The 22,706-nt window shown below is 40.0% G+C and carries 13 protein-coding genes; 5 read left to right on the top strand and 8 right to left on the bottom strand.

Annotated elements, in window-relative coordinates; genetic code table 11:
- Positions 1–28 precede the first annotated feature (28 nt).
- The 8 genes from B4G94_RS10735 to B4G94_RS10770 form a co-directional block, all read right to left on the bottom strand.
- Entirely contained in the window at positions 29–1,522 is a 1,494-nt protein-coding gene (locus B4G94_RS10735) for a retropepsin-like aspartic protease (protein ID WP_286858811.1), read from the bottom strand.
- A 194-nt stretch (positions 1,523–1,716) separates the two neighbouring features.
- Positions 1,717–2,877: a TlpA disulfide reductase family protein gene (locus tag B4G94_RS10740; RefSeq protein WP_286858812.1), complete on the bottom strand. Its 1,161-nt coding sequence runs from the start codon at positions 2,875–2,877 to the stop codon at positions 1,717–1,719.
- 38 nt (positions 2,878–2,915) lie between these two features.
- Positions 2,916–4,439: a PKD-like family lipoprotein gene (locus B4G94_RS10745; protein WP_286858813.1), complete on the bottom strand. Its 1,524-nt coding sequence runs from the start codon at positions 4,437–4,439 to the stop codon at positions 2,916–2,918.
- Between the two features lie 23 nt (positions 4,440–4,462).
- The gene (locus B4G94_RS10750; RefSeq protein ID WP_286858815.1) at positions 4,463–5,230 is read right to left on the bottom strand and encodes a DUF4843 domain-containing protein; all 768 of its coding nucleotides are present in this window, start codon (positions 5,228–5,230) and stop codon (positions 4,463–4,465) included.
- A gap of 10 nt (positions 5,231–5,240) precedes the next feature.
- Entirely contained in the window at positions 5,241–6,671 is a 1,431-nt protein-coding gene (locus B4G94_RS10755) for a RagB/SusD family nutrient uptake outer membrane protein (protein WP_286858816.1), read from the bottom strand.
- 10 nt (positions 6,672–6,681) lie between these two features.
- Positions 6,682–10,155: a SusC/RagA family TonB-linked outer membrane protein gene (locus B4G94_RS10760; protein WP_286858818.1), complete on the bottom strand. Its 3,474-nt coding sequence runs from the start codon at positions 10,153–10,155 to the stop codon at positions 6,682–6,684.
- A gap of 163 nt (positions 10,156–10,318) precedes the next feature.
- Positions 10,319–11,455, bottom strand: coding sequence for a FecR family protein (locus B4G94_RS10765; protein ID WP_286858820.1), 1,137 nt, complete (start codon positions 11,453–11,455; stop codon positions 10,319–10,321).
- Positions 11,456–11,565: 110 nt separating this feature from the next.
- Positions 11,566–12,138 (bottom strand): RNA polymerase sigma factor, encoded by a 573-nt coding sequence (locus B4G94_RS10770; RefSeq protein WP_286858821.1) that lies wholly within the window; start codon positions 12,136–12,138, stop codon positions 11,566–11,568.
- Between the two features lie 402 nt (positions 12,139–12,540).
- Here B4G94_RS10770 and B4G94_RS10775 point away from each other — a divergent pair, with 402 nt between their 5' ends.
- The 5 genes from B4G94_RS10775 to B4G94_RS10795 all read left to right on the top strand — a co-directional run bounded on the left by B4G94_RS10775 (position 12,541) and on the right by B4G94_RS10795 (position 22,699).
- Positions 12,541–13,527, top strand: coding sequence for a LacI family DNA-binding transcriptional regulator (locus tag B4G94_RS10775; protein ID WP_286858823.1), 987 nt, complete (start codon positions 12,541–12,543; stop codon positions 13,525–13,527).
- Between the two features lie 172 nt (positions 13,528–13,699).
- Positions 13,700–16,051, top strand: a complete 2,352-nt coding sequence (locus B4G94_RS10780; RefSeq protein ID WP_286858825.1) for a GH92 family glycosyl hydrolase — start codon at positions 13,700–13,702, stop codon at positions 16,049–16,051.
- A gap of 18 nt (positions 16,052–16,069) precedes the next feature.
- Positions 16,070–16,789, top strand: coding sequence for a basic secretory protein-like protein (locus tag B4G94_RS10785; RefSeq protein ID WP_286858827.1), 720 nt, complete (start codon positions 16,070–16,072; stop codon positions 16,787–16,789).
- Positions 16,790–16,799: 10 nt separating this feature from the next.
- The gene (locus tag B4G94_RS10790; RefSeq protein ID WP_286858828.1) at positions 16,800–19,103 is read left to right on the top strand and encodes a GH92 family glycosyl hydrolase; all 2,304 of its coding nucleotides are present in this window, start codon (positions 16,800–16,802) and stop codon (positions 19,101–19,103) included.
- Positions 19,104–19,762: 659 nt separating this feature from the next.
- A complete protein-coding gene (locus B4G94_RS10795) occupies positions 19,763–22,699 on the top strand; it encodes a SusC/RagA family TonB-linked outer membrane protein (protein WP_286858830.1) in 2,937 nt (978 codons plus the stop codon).
- Positions 22,700–22,706: the final 7 nt, after the last annotated feature.

Below are 22,706 nucleotides of genomic sequence, written 5' to 3' on the forward strand. Positions count from 1 at the left end.
TGTTTTTAGCGTTTTCGTATTGGTAGTCTTATAGTGTTATTTGGGTATTGTCCTTCAGTATGATTGTGATCTCATTAACTTTTGCTTTTAGGCGAATTTGGTCGATCAATTTGGGGTTTTTCTCGAGTTCATCGACAGAATAGCTGTCTATGCGTTGGATGAGATCGCCATTTTTCAAGGAGCTTCCATCTGAAGGAATACCAACTATCCCAAGGGCTTTTAGTTGACCGGTATTGTCCCAGCCAAATTGATGGTTTCGAATCAGAAAGTCCTGGGGTAGTGCATGTAGTTTATTTGGTGCAAAAAAAACTTCGCTTTCTGCGAGGTTGATGGTCATATTGTATCTACTCAATAGGCGGATGCCAATAGACCCGTCGACGCCGGGCTGCCATTGTTCGTTATCTGCAGAACCCCCCATCAATGTTACTGGAAGACCGGTCATGGGGGGAAGCTGTGAAATCGCAAACTGGTGACTTTTACCTAGAAATGTAGGTGAGGAAATGCCCATGCTGACTGTCGCGGCCTGGGCTTCGGGTTTGAAACCGCTGATGAGTAATTTGTTTTGGCGGACAAAGGGTCTGAAACAAATGAGGTCATAGGATGCTCCTGTGTCGAAAACAAAACGACCTGCATAACTTTTTCCTTGCGTGATATCGAGCTGTCCGTGGAGAACCATGACTCCCGCAGGCATAGTGATCGGCGCAAGAGTACCTTTTCCGCTGTATTCGAATCCACCGAATTCATAGAGAGACAGGAGATTTTTATCGTAGTCGATATGGGTGATGTATCGTCGAATTAAGGTATTGCCAATGATGCCATCGCCATCGCGGCCCATTTCAGGAAAAATGGCAATACTTTGTTTATCAATGTGGAGGGTATCTAAACCAAATGTGTTGTTTTCAGAAATTTTGATTTTAGCATGCCCGCCTACCACAGAGGCATTTTTTTCTTTTGTTATTTTTAAACCGATACGATCAGCGAGCTGCTGGCTGACGGCCATGCCATCCGCTCCTGTGTCGAAAAGTAGACGTAGTGGTTTGTCATATCCATTTATCTTTACTTGCAGGTAGATTGAACCATTGTGGTTTTCGAAGGGAATGACAGCACGTAGCGCTGCTTTTTCCATCCGTCGCATGCCATAGAGCTGATCGAATAGCGAGAGGTGGACCAATTTGTCCGTTGTATTGAATAATGCTTCGGCATTGATCGATTTGTTCGCTTTATCTAGGATAGCTAAATGCATGATGCGACCTTTTTTTACTTTCCAATCTGCTTTGATGTCAATTTTTGAAATTTGGTAATTTTTGACAATTTGGTCAAGACGGAATTTAGCCCCAGCGTCGGTGTGTCCAGCGATAGAAAAGTTGGATGCCAACTCACTGGCTAGAACAGTAGTGTCTTTTTGCTGGAATGCTTGAAAAAGTTTTTGAGCGAAAGTAGCACTGGATTGGGCGTAACTACTGAATACCACTAGGGTACATAATCCAGTTAAAATTAATTTTTTAGTTTGTGTATACCACATAAAATTGGTTGTCATTTTTAATAGTTCCTCAAAGAGGGAAAAAGAAGGTGGTCTATCGGTGCCTTTTAGCTAAAGCATAACATATTTGTTTTTTTCATTGTTCTCTTTGGTTACCCTGTAGAAGTATAGTGGTAAAAAGTTTGTCAAGCACCTACGTGTAAGCTGAAAAAAGATGAAAATTGTTATTTGGCCTGTTAATACCCGTAGATTTCTTTCAGGGCGATGTCAATATCGTCTGTAGCGGAAGCAATGACACGTAAGAGAATTTTACCGTTTTTGTCCACTAGAATTTTTGTTGGAAATCCGCTGATTTGATACGCTTTTACAATATCCATCTGCTCTTTATTTTCATTATTGAGCACATTGATCCAGGGTAAGTTGAGCTGTTGAATTGCCTTGTGCCAAGTCTTTTTGGAATCTTCCAGGGGTTTCCCATGTTCTTGGGCAATGCCTACAATTTCAAATCCCTTTTCTTTGTAGCGGCTATAGAGCTCTTGGAGGTGCGGCATACTGGCCCGACAGGGACTACACCAGCTTCCCCAAAAATCCAATAAAACAACTTGTCCACGCATGTTTTCCAACTTAAAATGTATTCCCGTTGAAGTAGGGCGTTCGAAAAGGGGCGCCGTTTTACCTTTTGCCGTCACTAATTCCTTTTCGATGCGAGCTTGTAGCATTTGTCCGATGCTCGATGATTTGTACGCGTTGGACAATTCATCAAAGGCGCTTTTATAATCTGAAGACGTATAGCTGGATCTCATTCTGTAGAGTAGAAATAAGCTGCTGTACAAATGGGGATGACTTTTTATAAATTGTTTTTGAAGCTGGTTTTCTTTTTTACCGAGCTGGCTGATTTGTTGAAGTATACTTTTCCCTTCTGGCGACTCCGAAGAGACTTCGTTGGTTAGGATTGGGGTATAAAAGGTGTTTTTTTGCTTAATAAATGTTGCGGTGGATTGGCGTAAGATCGTGTAGGTATTATTTTCTACTCCACCACTAACATCAGCAAATTGGAGCTCTTCATTATCGGATTCTATGCTGATATTATCTTCTCCAATGAATAAGTTAAGTGGTGATTGCATTGGATTCGTAGCGGTCATTTGATCTGCTGTACGTAAAATGGCATCTACTATTGTTGGCTGTTTTGGCACCTTGAATTCAAATTTTCCGGATTGAATTGTGTGGGAAAAAACCTGTTTTTTATTGCTATTGTCAGTGAAGGATAGGGTAATCTCATTGGCGGAATTACCAATACCTGGACGAAGTTGTCCTTTTATGGTTATACTATCCCCCTGCGCATATAGGAGCGCGGGAGATAGTATAAAAAACAAAAGAAATATCCGGATTTTTTTCATGATTAGTTTTCCTTTAATATTGATGTTCTGATTAAGGTTTAACGTTCGCGATAAGTCAAACTTTTGATTCGACCAAATCCAGTATAGGATTGATCCAACACGATATTTGCATTTAAACCAGGGACATCATATATGTTTAGGGCACCTTCTGTACCATCGGCTTTGTTTGGGGCGTAAAGGCCTACCATGAGTTTATTTCCGCTGGTATATTTTGTGGTATTCTTGAATTCATAGAAATTTAGATAGCTGACTTTTTTATCACCTAGGTCCACCATTAGTTTGGAAGTTTTGTAGGTCATGTCGTATTCATAAATTTTACCACCAGCACTGTAAAATAGGTATCCAAACTCGGGATTAAATGCAAAGAATTCTGCTTTATCGATGTCCGTACCTGTTATTTCGCTGTAGTAAGTCTGTGCGGTGCTGACAGCATTGAACCTTGCAAGGTATTTTTTTGAGGCATTGGGTTCTTTTAGGATAGCGAAGATTTCGCCCCCATTGTAGGCCATCCAGCGCATATACAGCATATCCAGGCCTGTGTTAAAGCTGAATAACTTGAGATCCTCTCCTGGATCGATAAGCGTGGTGCAAGTTGAGGCAGTGGATACGTGGCGCACAAATCTTCTATTGGTTTTATCATACAATATAATAGGGTTGGATATGTCTCTATGCCATCCACCTATAAAAGGGGCTACCTCAAAACTTTTTTCCTCAGCTGCGATGTAATTGATCGGAGCCGAGTAGAATATATTCAATGCGCGCTCGTAAAAGTAAGCATTTCCGCCACCTATTAGATAGGATGCTGCAGAGCCTCTTTGCTGGATTACATCAGCATAAAATCCGGAAGGAATTGCGCCAAGTATTTCATAATTGAGTCCCATAGTATTCGTCCATTTAAAGGTGTTGGGATCCACTTTTGTCGTACCGTTATCTGTGCCGAAATATAAACCGTAGCTGATCTTGTCAGGTCCGAGTAGTAAACCTGTTGCGTATGTATAGGTCATGACAGGTTTGCCTGTTAATGTAAGCTCCGATCCCGTATAAGCTAAAATGTCTTTATAGACATCAAAGGTGTTGGATGCATTTAACACGAGCATATCTACTCTGGCCTTTCCATTGGCTTCGTTCATCATTATCCAACCTTCATTGATTTCGTTGACGACTTTGAGTTTGAATGGACGTGTATATTTTATTCCTGTCTGTTTTTCTGTGATAGAGAAATAGGCTTGATAGTTTCCTGCAGTAAGATTTATTTTAATATTGAGATCTTTTTCTTCACTTAATGAGAATATCGTCTGGCCTCCGAGGCCGTTGGAACCGATATAAGTCCACTGGTACTGATAATTATCTTCAACAAATTTGCTGTCTTGTGTGAATTGGATTTTTGGAGTCAGTTGGAGGTCTTTACCGACAAGAGCAGTGACTTCGTTGGGTAGTTCTGCAATCGTATCCAATTCATTTATTTGAGAATAATTATAATTTCCAAGATCTTTTTTACAGCCCCCCAAGAATATACATGCCATCAAGAGGCTAATAATTGAATATGAGATATTTCTTTTCATTTTTTTTATTTTAAGTTTGTAGGCTATTGCGCGGCGCTTCCCATATTCATCGGTTGGCCGTCTTCATCTAAAATGAGGTTGCCAGCTGCTTTCTGCTCATTCAAATACCGTTGCATAAATTTGCCATAGGCCAATGTTTCAGCAATTGAAATATTGGTATCCATATATTGCGGGTCGACATTAAGGACTTCAACCATCAAGTTGAGCTTCGTGCGCGAAAAGGTTCCGAGATAGAGGTCCAGCCAACGGGTCGGTTTTTTTATTATATCATTGATAAACCATCTATAGTTGATGAAATTTAACTTTTGACCGGTAGTCTGATTTGTAATTTTATACTGCATATCAACGGAAAAGTTTTCGTTTTCAAGAAGCTCAAAGCTGAGCAGGAAATTTTGATCTTTCATGTCAGGAGTTCTCATAAATCTGAGCCATATGGTATCCCGAAGTTGATCCTTTTTGATCGAAAAATCCTTGTTGATGATTTCGTAGTGTTTGCCCTCAATTGCAGTAGATGATGCATTTGGGACTATTTTATACGGTCGATCGCTATCTGCTGCGTTTCCTATTGTGGCAATGACCATATGCACAAGGGAATCGACTATTGCCTCTTTAGTCAGACTGAATGAGATCAGGGTAGAATCTTTAAGGACCTCAGAGGAATAGGCGAGGGGCCGGGCCGTTTCATTAAAATAAATGGTTGGCTTTCCTTCGTACTTGTGAAGCTCTTTCTCACATGAAATGAGACAAGTAATAGCTGCGAAAGCTAATAATAAGTAGCATATATTTTTCATGTGTAGCATTTTATTGTCTATAAATTGATTCAGAATCTGGAAGAGGAACGTTATAATTTATCGTTACATTACCACTTGTCGAAGAGCCATTGGCTACAGAGGTTACGTTCCTTCGTTTGTAATAATAAAAAAGCTGACCCTCTCCGAAAAGGTCCTTTTGATACTCTTTTTGAAGTTCAGTCGAGATGTTTGCCGTCGCTGCTAATGGCAATAAGCCTCTGTTGGCACGTACGATATTCAGTAGTGTTATTCCATCAGCCGCAATGGGTTCACATTCGGCTGCGATGTAATAAATTTCACTTATCTTGAGCAAAGGAATACTGAAACGAAAAGTTTTGGTCTTGTCTACTACATCTGCATATTTAAGAAACGTTTTATAAGGCTTGGAGCCATTGGAAGGCATCTGCCAGTTTAGATTGTATCTGTAATCATTTTCATTGTTTTCGTATACGGTAGCTAGCCGACTTGGCGTAGGTGCTAATATTTGCCTGTCACTAAGAGATGGATCGAACCAATTCAGGTAACGATTGTATAGCTGGGAATTCATAACGCCAAATAGCATTTCTGACGAAAATACGCGATCAGGATTTTGCTTTTCAACCAAAGCATTGGCAGAAGTTGTCCAAGGAAACTTGTCGCTTTCAGCGATCACCTCTTTGGCCATGGTCAAAGCATTGATTTTGTCGCCACGATAGAGGTAAACCCGTGCTTTGAGACCTTTTAGCGCATAATAATTAAGCCGGTAGTTTCTGTTATTGCTTAGGAAGTCGACTAAGTCTTCTGGTTGGGCAATGTTCTCACCTGTTGTGATAATGGGATCGTTTTGCAGTAAAGTTTCAGCAAGGTTTAAATCAGCCATTACATTGTCCATAAACACATTGGCTGGTAACAAAGGATTTACCTCGGTTTTCGTGTTTTTATAATAGGGCAAACTTTGTTTTGTAGAATCTACAGTTGAGTAGCGAGGGCCATATAAGCGTAATAGGTCGAAATGTAGGAATGCGCGCATCGCAATTGCTTCGCCCTTATATATGTTTTCTGTGGATTGATCGACAACGCCTTTGTATTTATCGAGATTTTCCAGGAAGACATTAATATTTAGGATCGTCGAATAAGCGGTCGACCAGATATCTTCCATACGGTCGACGGTTGGTTTATCTTTGTAGGCGTAAGTTGACGTCTTATATTGGTTATGTTCAGTACTGATATTATAGCGCTGACCGAGGATTTCGATGGTAGAAAGTGTGAGATTATCTCCATATAACTGGTTTGTTGCGAGATCCAAATAGATTCCATTGAGTACGGATCTGATACCATTTTTGGTACTGTATAACTGAGATTCTGAGACTTTGTCTTCCGGTTGAACATCCAGGAATTTTTTACAGGAGAAAAAAGAGACAGTTGTCAGCAGAATTAGGAGTATTTTAATAGTGCATTTCATAAGTCAATAATTAAAATGATGCTCTGAAAGAGAAGGCGAATGTTCTGGCATAAGGGTAGGATATGCCACGCTCTCTTCTGACGGTGGAGAAATATAGAAAGTCATTTGCCATCAGGTTGACGGACAAGGTCTTCAATCTCATGCTCTCCAGCCAAGGACTTTTGTCAAATAGATAGCCAATGTTTAAGGTTTCACTGCTGAGCGTATTGAGTGATTGGACAAATCGTGATGATATCGGTGTCGTTGCCGTTTGGGAAATCGCTTTAAATTGCGCAATATCTCCTGGGTTTTGCCAGCGGTCGTATAAGGCACGTTTGTCCTGGTTGTTTACAATATTGGTGAAGTTAATATTCTCCACTTTGTCAAATAATGCTGTATTGAAGATATCACCGCCTAATCTATAACGTAGGCCCAGTCCGAATGTAAATCCTTTAATCCGAAGGTTCGTGGAAATTACTCCCTCCACCTTAGGTGCTGTATTTCCGACATTGGCTACGTCAGCAGCGCTATAATCAAATGTGTATTGTCCATCCTTAGTCAAGAAAACTTCTTTTCCAGTCGTTGGATCAATTCCTAGGGATTGGGTCGCCCAAATGGCCTCAGCACTATTTCCATCTATATATCTGACTAAGGACTTGGATGTTTCCTGCTGCTTGTTAAGCGTTCTCAGGATGTCACCAAATCCGTCGTATTGGCTTCTGTAGCTTGCAGCAGTAAGACCTATATTCCAGGTGATACCTTTTTCAAGGTTATAGATCGGATAGATGGTTAGCTTTGTTTCTAATCCTTTATAGGTTAGGCTACCTATGTTATAAGGATATGAAAATACGCCTGTTGAGGACGGTAAGTCTACAGGAACGATTAAAGGATCTGTTTTCTTGTTATACGCATTGATATAACCTGTAAAACGATTGTTGAATAGGCTGAAATCTAAAGAGGTACTGATCTGTTGTGTTTTTTGGGGCTCTAGATTGGGATTCCCCAACATATTAAGTGTTACGCCCTGACCGAACTGGTTGTAATTTGTACTGGTATAATTGTATAATGAAATTGAGCTGATATTAGCGAAATTCTGATTGCCGGTGATACCCACATTTCCGGTTAGTCGTAAAGAGTTTATCCAGGGCATTTTTTTTGCGAATGCTTCTTTGTGGATATTCCAGCCTAAACCGACGGCATAATAGGGTGAGAATTGCTTGTTACTTCCATAAGCCGTTGAGCCATCCAATCTGTATACAACATCGAATAGGTAGCGGTTATCATAAGAATAATTGGCACTTAGTGTTGTATTGACTGTACGATATGTGCTACTGGATGCTACCGGAGCACCGTCGAGTAAATAACTATAGGCAAAGCGCGGGTTGCCCGTGTTTCCTGCGGGAAATCCTTCAGCTACAGTTGTATAGGCGTCGTTTTTATTTTCAGCGATTGTATTGCGCCAGTTGGCATTTAATTGATGCTTCTGTGCGAAGGTTTTATAAAAGGTCAACATAAAGTTTCCTTGATAGGAAAAATTATTATTCCGACTGTCCGTATATCTTCCTTTCCGTAAGGTTGGTGTTTCAAAAAAATCGCTCATCTCGGGCGACTTATAGATTTTACCTTCCGTAGTCCCCTTAGTCATTTGTAGCGCAGCATTCGCTCTTAGATAGCTCGTAATATCATAGTTGGCATTAAAGTTATTCTGAACCTCTAAGTTTTTGGATTTATTATATTGCGGCAGCATAGCATCATATAACGGATTGGGAATATAGAAATCGACAGACGAGTTGGATTTTCGACTAATTTCCAGAAAGGGGTTTTCCCAATTTTTTTCATAATATGGATTTGTATTTACCCAAGTAGAAAATAAGCCATATTGCGATTCGGTTGTCTTGTTACCTCTGATATAGGTAATATTGTTAATATTTATCTTGTTTTTCCGATAAGTTAGGTTGATGCTACCACTATAACTATCCCTTCCTGACCCAATCATGGCTCCTTTTCCTGTCCGATAGTTTAAGCCAAGATTGTAGATAAAAGTCTCGTCGCCGCCAGCTGCATTGATCGAGTTGTTCGTCGAGAAGCCATTTTGTAAAGGTTCGCTTAGCCAGTAACTATCAACTCCTTTTTTTACAAATGAAAGGTGTTGATTGTACAGGCTATCGAGATAGACTTGTTGTGTGGGACCTGATGATGAGTTGTAACGCCCGGAGAGTCTTTCAAATTCCAATTTTTCAGTCGCATTCATCATATTGTATGCGGACAAATCGGGCATTTCGAACCTAAAATCTTGGGTGTATGTAAATTGTAATTCACCAGGTTTGGGTTTCACAGTCTCTATAACAACAACGCCGTTAGACGCTTGTGAACCATATAGCGCTGTGGAAGCAGCATCTTTAAGTATCGTTACTGATGCGACGCGATTCATGTCAAGATCAACAATAGTTTGTATTGTTGTTGGAAAACCATCTAATACAAATAATGGTTGATTGGGATCAGCCCCAAACTGGTCAGTTAGTGTGGAACTAGGAATACTACTCTTGCCACGGACTTCAATCACTGGCATGACGTTTGGATTTGATCCCGCTAAATTGTTCTCAATTTGTAAAAAGGAAGGATCCAATGTCTTCAAACTCTGAATAATATTGTTGTTGCTTACTGCTTTTAATTCTGCACCCGAGAATTTTGTGGTCGTTCCGGTAAAGCTATCTTTATTTCTATTGATCCCTGTTCCTGTAACAACAACCTCTTCGATCGTATTGTCCTTTTTGCGAAGTTTGACAAGCATACCACTGACGGACAATGTTGCTTTGATTTCTTGGTTTTCGTAGCCTACGAATGAGATAACGAGCATTTCATTCAATGCTGTGATTGGCAGGTTGAATACCCCATCAGCATTGGTTTTAACAGATCTTTTATCATCGTGTTTTTGACGTATTGATGCGCCTTCTACGGGTTTGCCTTGCTCATCTACGACCCTACCCTTGATTCCCTGTTGGATACTGGTGTTGACAATCTTTTCAGGTGAAATGGTTGTTATTGTTTGAAGTGGCGTTGTCGCCGCTCTCTTTTTTACAACAACTGTTTTGTCGAAAAAATCGTAAGAAAGATTCGCTTTGTTAAAAATGATATTCAGCACTTGTTTGAAGGGTGCTTCCTTTATATCAGCAGATAGATCAATGACTTGATTGATCTCATTTTTCTTGTAAAAAAATGTATATCCACTTTGTTTTTCAATTTTTTTCAAAATAGCTTCAAGGCTTGCCTTTTGCTTTTTGAGGGTGATCTGTTGTGCATAGGTGTTTGCGTCTACTTGAGACAAACCTAGGCCGATCATTAAGGTAATTAGGTTGATCCTCATGAGAGATCTCGATAATGGGCGCGCAAAAAAAAGGCTGTGTTTTTCATAGGAACGCCACGGATTGGGTACAGCATTTGCCGCCAACGTGGTCAAATGAAAATCTTTCTCCTTCTTGTTGAACGGAGTTAGTGTAAATTTCATTAAATTCGTTTGGTTTTAACGTGTTAATAATTTAGAAGTTAGACGATACTTTAATACCAACAAATCCGACGGGTTCTGCGCCAACAGAATCCGTCTTTTTATTGATATTATTGATATGATCAAGGAGGAAATTTTTTACTTTTCATAGTTCAACAATTTTTGGTTATGTAATGATTAAGTTGATTTTATTGTTTTTATCTAGCACTGCCTTTGTATTTAAATCAGCAAAATTCAACAGTTTGATTAATTTATCCAAGCTGAGGTTACGGGGAATTTTTCCAGAATATTGTTCCTTGTTGCTGTTCGCTTTATAGGTAATTGTAATATTATACCATCGGGCAATCTGTTGAAGTACTTCGGCTGTATTATTCCCATTGAAATAGAATTGACCATTTTTCCAGCTTAGCGCTTCTTCTATATCAATTTTATGAACACTCAATCCACCTTGTTTGAGTACGGCTTGTTCATTGGGCAGGAGCCGAACACGTGATTTATTGTTTTTTTCCAGAGAGACAAGGACAGAGCCCTCTGCCAAACTCGTTTGGATTTTTCCAGTTTCTGGATATGCATTGATATTGAATTGCGTTCCTAAAACTTCCACATGTTGATCTTTTGTTTTGACAATAAATTTGCTTTTATTGCTTGTCTTTCGTACGTGGAAGTAGGCTTCTCCTTGTAGTTCTACGACTCTGTTGCCCTCAGTAAAAGATGTGGGATAGGTAATTTTTGATTCCGCATTTAAGGTAACTAATGTGCCATCAGAAAGGGTTAGGTCATACGTAGCGCCCTTGGGGGTATGCATGCTGTTTTTTTGAACTATTGGCTTGTTGCTTTTCGCATCATGATAACTTATCTGTCCATTGCCATCCTTGATAATGATAACATCTCCTGTTTGAATACGCTGATTTAAATTCAGTTGTTCGAGGTCGATCTTTTTTCCGTTACCTAAAGTAATGGTTGCTCGTTCTTTTCCAGCAGGGACGGAAGCCAATAATTCTTCGGAAGCAATATTTTCGGTTGAGGGCCATAAGTTGTAAGCGAAGAAACCAATAAGCAGTACCGCAGCAGCAGTACCGATATATTGCAAATATTTTAGTGTAGTGGACGTTCTTTCAGTTGTCCCGATTTCGTTCAATAAACGATTTCTGACATTCTGTTGGATGTCCGAAAACTGCTCTTTAGGTATTTGATCGGCCGATTGCTGATCAAACCAATCAAAAAGCTGTTTACGTTCCTCAATATTTTCGGCTCGGCTCAGAAAACTGCTTATCAATCTATATAATTCTTTCACTTGCTTCATAAATCGCAACTTATACTGGTTGGTTATATTACAAGTGATGTAAATGAAGAGGAGCTTCTACTCAGAAAGTAAAAAAAAAATTTTTTATTGAAATCGACGATTACTGATAACTAAAAGAATAAAATAAAGTGGAAAAGATGGCTAGTTGCTGTACGTAGATGTCGGATGGCTTTGTTAATATGTTTTTCCACCGTGGATTCGCTGATTTCCAATTTTATAGCAATCTCTTTGTTACTCATATAATATTCCCTGCTCAATTTGAATACTTCCCGACATTTTTGAGGAAGATTTTCTACTTCTTTGGCAACTATATCGATAATATAACGGTAATAGAGTCGATCTTCGATGTTTATGGATTGATCTGCAAACTCAAGATGTTCAACGTTTTGGGTAATCTTTAGTTTCATCTCTTTGCGGTAATGGGCAAGGACTAAATACCGGCAAGAACTAAATAGATATGCTGGAAGAGACTCTATTTTTTCAATTAACGCTCTATTTTTCCATACGGAAATAAAGAGGTCATGCAGGATATCTTCGGCTACTTCGCGGCTGCTGATCTTTTTTGCAATAAAAGAAGTAAGATCGGGGGCAAATAAATCATATAATGCCGAAAAAGCACGCTGATCCCCTTGCTGTATAAGGGGGAGGAGATCTTGGTAGTGATATGATCCAGTGTTTTTCATAAGGAGCTAGTCGCCAGTAAATTTAAAAAAAAATTAACATTCTCATTACAAGATTGGTAAAGTAGTGCTGTTTTTTGTGTTCATTTTTGTGTTTTTATTAAAATTCAACAAAAATTTATATTTTTTAATTTGAATTAACCAATAACTCGTCATAGGCGAAATAGGCTTCCAGTAGGTTTGAAGTATAGATTAGGTATTGTTATCGTATGACAGTGAAGCTACTTTAGCTAACTTAAAATGTTGTTATCATAAAAAGGCTATTTGTTATTGCGCAAGGTAGCGGGAACAACAAAAAAGTATTCAGTTAATTCACGCAAACGATTGTGTTGATATTCATTTGCCTCAATAAGAGTTTATTCTTCATTTATTTTCTAATTTCACCTAATTTTATGAAATGCTCTTATGGCCAAATCTATTAAAGAAATTGCACAGGAACTTAATGTATCCAAATCCACCGTTTCGTTGGTGATTAATCATAAAGCGGAGCAGGCTCGTATTAGTAAAGAGCTTGAGAAACGTGTACTGGATTATGTCAAGAAAGTTGGGTACAAACCTAATTCATTGGCAAAGAGCCTCGCCACAGGCCGTTCGAATACCATTGGCCTTATTGTCGAAAATATTGGTGATTCGTTTTTCGGTCCTTTTGCTTTGCATGTTGAGGAGCTATTGCGCAAGAAAAATTACCATGTTCTATACAGCAGTACATTAGGGGATCCTCAAAATGCGCAGGATATCATTGATTTTATGCTTGAAAAGAAAGTCGAAGGCATCCTCCTGGCACCTACTGTAGATCTGGAAGAACACCAGCGAAAGATATTGGAACATAAAGTCCCTTTAGTCGTTTTTGACCGAAATTCGCCAGAAGTAGCCACACATTATGTCCATATTGACAATGGAGACAGCAGCTTGAAGGCTTGTTCACATTTGCAGTCGATTGGATGTGAGAATTTTGGATTGGTCACAATTGATTCGGATCAACCTCAGATGCTTGCGCGTAAAAATGCCTATTTGCAATTTTGTGAAGAAACGGGGATGCAAGCACGGATATTACATTTGCCCTATCAGAACCTGCGGCAGAAGGGTATGACAACCTTACAGAACTGGGTGGCAAAAAATATAGAATTGGATGGTTTATTTTTTACCACCAATTACCTGTGTATCCTTGGTCTGAAATCGCTTCGGACAGAGGAAGGAAAGAATTTTGATTTCCCATTGTTTTCTTTTGATGATCATGAATTGTTTGATCTTTTGAATCCTAAGATCTCCTGTATCCGGCAACCTTTGGAGCCTTTGGCAAAAACCTGTGTGAAAGTCCTGTTAAAAGAAATAGACCGAGGGGTTTCCAGTCCCAGAGAATACGTAATTTCGACCGACTTGATTAAAAGATAGTCGAATAGCTGAAGCGCGAATTCGCTTTGGGTTTGCCCCAAAGAAAGTGAAGCCCTATTGTAAAAATCTTAAGACCTCCACTTCGGAAACATAGCGTTTATTTTGATTTAATAATCTTTTTTATATCTTTACTAATACGTTTTAGTAGAAATATTTATATATATCCTAAATAATGAAGAAATCATTAAGTGTTTTTCTAGGGTCATTATTGTCCTTGGGTTTGTTTTGCGCAAAACCGGTTTTGGCTCAGAAGTTTAGAGGACAGCAAATGGAAGCTGTGGATCTGGTGAATCCTTTGATGGGTACAGAATCCAAATTTGAGCTTTCCAACGGGAATACTTACCCTTCCATAGCGAGGCCATGGGGGATGAATATGTGGACGCCACAGACAGGCAAAAATGGTGATGGTTGGCAGTATCAATATACAGCTGATAAAATCCGCGGATTGAAGCAGACTCATCAGCCATCTCCCTGGATGAACGACTATGGTGTTTTCTCGATTATGCCGGTGACGGGAAAACCGGTTTTTGATCAGGACGAACGTGCGAGTTGGTTTTCGCATAAAGCAGAAATTGTGAAGCCTTATTATTATTCCGTTTATTTGGCAGATCACGATGTAACAGCTGAGATGACGCCAACTGAACGTGCGGCGATGTTTCGAATCTCTTTCAATAAAACGGATGATGCCTATATCGTGTTGGATGCTTATGAAAAAGGTTCAGAGGTGCAGATCATTCCTGAGAAAAATATGATTATTGGCTATTCTTCGAAATACGCGCGTGGACCTTTACCTGAAAATTTTAAGAATTATTTTGTACTTGTCTTCGATCAGCCTTTTGCCAGTGTTGCGACTTGGGAAGGAAAGCAAAAGAAAGATGGACAGCTGCAAATTAAAGGTGACCATACCGGCGCTATTGTTGGCTTTAAAGTGAAGGATAAATCAAAACCTGTTCAAGTCAAAGTTGCATCCTCTTTTATCAGTGCTGAACAGGCGCTGTTGAACTTAAACGAACTCGGCAATAAGTCTTTTGATCAAATTAAAGAGGATGGTCGCCAGATTTGGAATACAACCTTAGGTAAAATTAAGGTAGAAGGAGATGATATCGATCAATTGCGTACATTTTACTCGACTATGTACCGGACGTTATTTTTTCCGAACAAATTATATGAGATTGATGCAAAAGGTCAGCCTGTACATTATAGCCCATATAACGGTAAGACGCTTCCGGGATACTTGTTCGGCGGGACAGGTTTTTGGGACACATTCAGAGCCTTGTATCCTTTCTTAAACTTTATGTACCCATCGATCAATAAAGAAATGCAAGAAGGACTGCTCAATGCTTATCTTGAAGGTGGATTTCTACCTGAATGGAGCAGCCCGGGATATGCTGACATCATGGTTGGTAACAACTCCGCTTCGGTCGTTTCGGATGCTTATATGAAAGGTCTGCGTGGTTATGATATCAACAAATTGTATGAAGCCTTGCAACATGGTGCAAATAATGAGGGACCAATGACTGCTGTCGGGCGAAAAGGTGTTGAATATTACAATAGCCTGGGTTATGTTCCTTATGACGTTAAAATTAATGAAAATGCTGCCCGTACATTAGAATATGCTTATGATGACTTCACCATATACCAATTGGCAAAAGCATTAAATCGTCCTAAGGCCGAAATTGACTTATATGCTAAGCGAGCTCAGAATTATAAGAACTTATTCGATCCTTCCACCAATCTGATGCGTGGTAAAAATAAGGATGGTAAATTCCAAACTCCTTTCAATCCATTGAAATGGGGAGATGCATTTACGGAGGGCAATAGCTGGCATTACTCCTGGAGTGTTTTCCACGATGTGCAAGGACTGATCAATTTAATGGGTGGCGAAAAAACTTTTGTCAATATGTTGGATTCTGTATTTGTCCAAGCTCCAGATTTTGATGATAGTTATTATGGTGGTATTATCCACGAAATTCGGGAGATGCAGGTTGCCAATATGGGCCAATATGCACATGGTAATCAGCCAATCCAGCATATGCCATACTTGTATAACTACGCCGGCCAACCTTGGAAAACACAATATTGGGTTCGCCAGGTCATGGACAGGATGTACAAGCCGACTCCTGACGGTTATTGTGGTGACGAGGATAATGGTCAAACATCGGCATGGTATGTGTTTTCGGCTTTAGGTTTTTATCCCGTTTGTCCAGCGACAGATGAATATGTGCTTGGGGCTCCATTATTTAGGAAAGCTACCTTAACTTTTGAAAATGGCAAGACATTGACTATTGATGCGCCTAAGAATTCCGGTGAAAATGTTTATGTGAATACTTTGCAGTTTAACGGAACAAATTATGGTAAAAACTGGTTGAGTCACAAGGCTCTTCATGAAGGTGGAAATCTGAATTTTGATATGGCCGCTAAACCGAACTATAATAGAGGGGCTACCTTAAGCGCGGCTCCATATTCGATGACGAATGAATTGAAGGGGGATGTGAATTCAACTAAATCAAAGAAGAAAAAATAGCAAATTATAACTCTAATTATGAACTTTAATTTTTTGAAACAAGCATTGGCCATCGTCGGTCTGCTGTATTCTTTTTCAGTTTCGGCACAGGATAATTGGCAACATACCGAAAATGACCGTAAGGCAGCGGTGGATGTTGATAGCATTACCAAAAATGGATACACCTTGATCTGGATTAATAAAGACAAGGGGTTTAGTCCAGCCTTAAAGGATAGATTGGTGGCGGCGTATTTTACTAATTACCCCAAGCTGGCAAAAAAATATAATAACAAGACCATAAAAAAGGTATCCTTTGTCATTGACCCCGATTATAAGGGTGTAGCGGCTACAGCAGGTGGAATTGTCCGCTATAGTCCGGAGTGGTTTGCAAAAAATCCGGGCGATATAGATGTCGTAACGCATGAAGTCATGCACATTGTTCAGGCTTATCCAGATGGAGCCGGCCCTTGGTGGATTACTGAGGGAATAGCAGATTTCGTTCGGTTTGACGAAGGAATAGACAACGCTGGTGCAAATTGGAAATTGCCGGACTATACAGAGAAACAAAAATATACGGATTCATATCGTACGACGGCACGATTCCTTTACTGGATTAACAAAAATGTAAAAAAAGATTTTGTTAAAAAATTGGACGGAGCAATGCGAAATAAAACATATACCGATGATTTCTGGAAGGCACAGACCGGCAAGACGATTGACGAGTTATGGAGTGCTTATAGTCAAAACCCTAAGATCTAATCCTGAAGTGATGAACGTAAGAAGTTTAGTTTGTGTCGGTTTACTATGTATTCCTTATTTTTTAAGGGCACAGGAAACCAAATTAATTCAATATGTCAAACCGCTTATAGGAACGGCACGGATGGGCCATACTTTCCCCGGTGCGACAGTTCCTTTTGGGGCAGTGCAGCTCAGTCCGGATACAGATACGTTATCGTATGCCGTAAATGGACAATACAATGGCGACGTGTATAAGTACTGCGCCGGCTACCAGTACGGCGACCCAACAATTGTGGGTTTTAGCCATACCCATTTTAGTGGTACCGGCCATTCTGATCTGGGCGATATTTTGATCATGCCAACTCAAGGTAAGGTACAGCTCAATCCGGGAACAGCGGATAAACCGCAGGAAGGATATAGGTCGCCTTATTCACATGCAAATGAACGGGCGGAGCCAAACTATTACAGTGTTTTGTTAGACAAACATCAGATTAAGGCCGAATTGACGACGACAACTCGTGTGGGGATCCATCGTTATACCTTTCCGCAATCTGATGCGTCGCATCTTGTCGTGGATTTAACGGCTGGAATTTATAACTACGATGGTAAAAATGTCTGGACGGTTGTCAAAGTTTTAAATGACTCAACTTTAGTAGGCTACCGCCAAACCAATGGATGGTCCCGGACACGTACCGTATATTTTGCGATAAAGACGTCCAAACCTTTCAAAAACTACGGTGCGAAATATGAAGATGGTAAGTCCGTATATAATGGTTTTTGGCGCAAGTTTGACCAGCAGCATAATTTCCCCGATCTGGCGGCTCACAACATCAAGTTGCATTTGGATTTCGATACCAAAGCGCAAGAATCCATCCAGATGAAAGTTGCATTAAGCCCTGTAAGTATGAAAAATGCACTCAGCAATATGGAAGCGGAAGCACCGAACTGGGATTTTGACGGCTACGTGCGTAGAGGGCAATCGGCTTGGGAAAAAGAACTTCAGAAGATTGAAGTGGATATGTTAAACAAGGAAGACTTGGTTAACTTTTACACGGCCATGTATCATGCCAGTCTAATGCCTACCATTTATATGGATCAGAATGGTGAATATAAGGGACTGGATCAGGAGATACATCAGGCTAAGGGATTTACGAACTACACCTCGTTTTCGCTCTGGGATACGTTTAGGGCATTCCATCCGCTGCTGAACTTAATTAATCCTTCCCGCAATTCAGACATTGTCGCTTCAATGATGGCACATTACGATCAGAGTGTATTGAAAATGCTGCCCATTTGGTCGCATTATGCAAACGACAATTGGTGTATGAGCGGTTATCATTCCGTATCCGTCATTGTTGACGCGATATTAAAAGGTGTCTATAAAGGCGATCCGGAAGCTGCTTTAAGGGCTTGTGTACAAACGGCAAATACCCGTAATTATGAGGGAATTGGTGCTTATATTGATAAAGGATATGTCCCGGATGATGTGTCAGGTACTTCCGTATCCAATACACTAGAATATGCTTATGATGATTGGTGTATTGCTCAATTGGCGAAGAAGCTGGGTAAAGAAGATATCTATCAGACTTTTTCAAAACGGGCCGAAAGTTGGCGAGCACTCTATGATCCGACGATTGGCTTTATGCGACCAAAGAATGCTCAAGGAAAGTTTAAGGAACAGTTTGATGTCCTAGATACACATGGACAGGGGTTTATTGAAGGGAATTCGTGGAACTATAGTCTATATGTGCCGCATCAACCGAAGGAAATGATGGAACTTATGGGCGGTAAAAAGAAACTGGAGACCTATCTGGATTCTTTATTCACAATGGAACTGCCGGATAAATATTTTGAACATACCGAAGATATAACACGGGATGGTATTATTGGCAATTATGTCCATGGAAATGAACCATCTCATCATGTGGCTTATCTGTATAATATTACCCAAAGCCCTTGGAAGGCGCAGGCAAGATTGCGCCAGATTATACGGAATCAATATCACAATGGGCACGCTGGTTTAGGTGGAAACGATGACTGTGGACAAATGTCAGCTTGGTACTTGTTTACAGCACTGGGATTTTACCCTGTGGCACCCGGTGAGGATGCCTATTGGATCGGTAGCCCACTGGTGAAATCTGCGAATGTCAATCTAGAAAATGGCAAACGCATCTCCATTACTGCGCGTAATCAGTCTGAAAAGAATGTGTACGTCAAATCCGTAACATGGAACGGTAAAGTGCTGGATAATCTAAAATTATCCTATGCGAGTTTGATGAATGGTGGAGAATTGGTTTTTGAAATGACAAATAAGCCCAAAAGAGGGAAGTCTTAATTCAGCTTAACTTACTTACTATATAGGAAAAAGACCGATCGTTTATTGATCGGTCTTTTTTCGTTAATTCCCCATGTTGCTTGCCTTTAACTTTCCTTGAAATCAAAGACTTATTTGATCCCATTTTGGACTGCCTTTTCGATAAAGATATTTTATAAGCTTTTTTGTATGAATAGGCGGCGGGCTTTTAGTCGTCAAGACGGGGCGGAGTGTTACAATTTGTAAAAAAAAATAACTCATGAGTTTTTTTAGCAAATCTTAATTTTGGTGGTCAAAAATCGAGTTTTTTAGTAAAAAACAGCTTAATGTTGCATACTAAACCAGTTTAGCAAAATAAAAAAAACGGAGAAAAAATTTTTTTTTCTCCGTTTTCTATATATCTTCAATATAACCGAAAGCGATAAGTGCTGACCAATTAAGTAATTAAACCAGTTTTGACAGAAGGGGATTCCCTATTATGCTAAAACGTTTTTTATAAACACTTTAAACCTTAGATTATGATAGTAGTTTTATTTGATACTGCATAACGTGTTTTTTGAGAAAGAATAGGCCAATTTTCTTATCTCAAAATATCAACACCTTTAGCCGCTGATTCAGGGGCAAATAACCAACTAAACTAGAAAAGTAAAATAACCTAATTATATATCATTCTTATGCACATGATTAAAAAGAGGTGTTTAAGTGGGCTTGTTGTCTTGGGATGGTCCTATGCTTGCTGTTCTTTTGCTTCTGGCCAGGATAATAAGCAATTATCTCCTTCAGACAGTCTTAAGCTTCAGATTGGAACTGTAAAATTAGACTCCATATTTCAGATCAAAGCTAGTCAGGTCAATCCTGTTGAGATCAACAAGCAAAGTTTGTTGCCCTATACATCCCTTCAACAGTACCTTAAAGGAAACAATACGGGACTTTACGTGACCGAGCCGTCTGGAGAGCCCGGGACGAAACAACCCATGTATTTCCGTGGCGTTTCTCGACCATTGCTTTCTGATATTGATGTGTTTCAAAACCAGCCTTTGGTGGTCGTGGATGGTATCCCATTGGTCGGGGAGCATCCGTTTGCCTATGCCGTGCAGACTTATGACCTCGAACGTATCGGCCCAGCGACTAATCTTTTCGCTAATATCAATATTGATATGGTCAAGTCGATCGAAGTATTGAAAGACGTCGCTGCAATGGCTATGTACGGGCCCAATGCCGCCAATGGAGCAATTGTCGTGCAGACAAAGGAACCTAAAGCGGACAAAACAAATCGTATTGCTGTCAATATGTATACTGGATTAGCGCAACGGCCGCAGGTGACCACAATCAACGGTGAATACGAAAATAAATTCAGAAAGCAGTTTTATGATCTGTATACATCCAATGGCCGATATGATGATGGCGATTCCTATCCTGTATACCTGAGCGATTCCCTTAACATGAACTATTTTGGTAAATCAGATTGGACCGATTCTTATTACAACAATGGCCTAGTATATAATTTAAATGCCAACCTTTCCGGAGGTGGTCCACGGGCAAATTTTCAATTTGCGGCAGGATCGACGCAAGATAAAGGTGTTGCGGATAAGGTAAAACTAAATAAGTATTATGCGTTGTTTGGTTTAAACATGCGACCTCTTACTTGGCTGACCTTCTCCATGCAGGCCAATATCTCCAGGTTGGACCGGAATCGGAATCTCAATATGAGGGACAGATTTGCACAATTGGCTTATTTTCCGGATCTGTCCGCCCCTCTTTCGCCAAATAAAGAGGTATACAATGAGTATTTAAGTTACTATAAAAAAGGTTTCGATAACAATAAAACCAACGTTGTACAAGGGTATGGAAAGCTGCAGTTGGATTTTGGAAATTTCCACTTTCTAACAACCGGTATGGTCGATTACAACGAGGGCTATAGAGATCAGTTTTACCATAGTAAATTGATGGAATCCAATAATTTCGCGTCCAATTATTATGGTTATAACCAACGTGCAATTTTTGACAATAAGGCATACTATGATTGGAAAATTGATGATAAAAACAGCCTGAATCTTTTGATCGGAAATAGCCTGCAATGGGACACTTATCGCTATAATTATGCATATGCTTACAAAGGAGTAAACGATTTTATCAAGGTGAATCTTTTGGAGGATGATCCGTTCAATTCAAATTATCTGGAGGCTACGGCTTACCCTAAGGCACTTATATTTAAATTTTTGGATCGCATACGCCATAATTTGGTCTCCTTCTATGGCCGGGCAAATTATAATTATGATAAAAAGGTTGATGTTTCACTCTTGTTGAGAACAGATGGTTCTTCCAATGCACAGCCGGATGCACGCTGGATTTTTACGCCTTCGCTATCAGCGAATTGGAATATTAAAAACAGTTATTTCGTTTCCGATAATAGCTTGAAAGATCTGACCGCCAGATTTAGCATCGGACGCATTGGCGTGAGTAACGTGTTTGATGATTTTGCGCAGGGACCCAATTATGTTGCTCAAATGGGATTCACAGGTAACCAGCTGATCGCAGGATATAATGCAATCGCTGGGCTGGTACGTCCTTATGAATCGGGATGGGTAGGCTACAATATTCCCTGGGCTTACACAGATCAGGGCAATTTAGGTCTTGACTACGCAATTGAAAAAAAGAACTTTCATGTATCCTTGGATGTGTATATGAAACAAACTAAAAATCAGCTTATTAATATTCCATCCTATAGCGAATATGGCTATAAATCCAGTTACATGGCAGGAATGGATGTTCAAAATACAGGTGTTGAACTTACTGTTGGACTCGATCCGATCCAGTCCGGGCGGTTTAAATGGTCCACGGCACTCAATGTATCACACAATCAGAATAAGCTCAAGGCACTACCTAATGGTTTGGAACAGCTCGTCATGGGCAATAGCCTGTTGGAGGTGGGAAAATCCCTTGACCAATACTGGTTGCTTTCTAATACAGGGATTTATAAAACGGATGCCGAGGTGCCGCAGGGGATGACTTATAATTCTATTCAATTACACGCCGGAGATCCGATATGGAAAGACCAGAATGGGGACAACCGGATTGATGATAGTGACCGAACCTTGCAGGGGCACCGATTACCCCTATTGTTTGGTAATTGGTTTAACAATTTTGTCTTTGGGAAATGGGATTTAGGGATCAATATGTACTACAATATCGGACGTGAACTAATTAACCAGGAAATGGCGACCCGATTTGACTTTATCAATAATGAAGGTGCTAAAAAATTAGATGCGATCAAGGAGATCACGTATTGGGAAAAAAGAGGCGATTATAGTAAGTATCCATTATACAATCCTTGGAGTTCTGTCATTCCTTATCAAGCGGATCAGGATCTTTTTTTAGAAAATGCGTCTTTTTTGAAAATACGGGCCATTACCCTGGGTTATGATCTGACTTCGCTTTTGGGTGGGCGGCAACAACGTATCCAGCGTGCCTATGCTTATGTTTCTGCGAATAATGTAGCGACAATAACATCCTATAGTGGTGTTGATCCGGAGATTGTGGATTATACCGGCTATGATATTGGATCCAAAATGCAGATACCACGGATCTATACCCTCGGTATTAAAGTTGACTTTTAAACGAAAA

The organism is Sphingobacterium sp. UBA7625 (genome assembly GCF_002484085.1).
Taxonomy (GTDB): domain Bacteria; phylum Bacteroidota; class Bacteroidia; order Sphingobacteriales; family Sphingobacteriaceae; genus Sphingobacterium; species Sphingobacterium athyrii.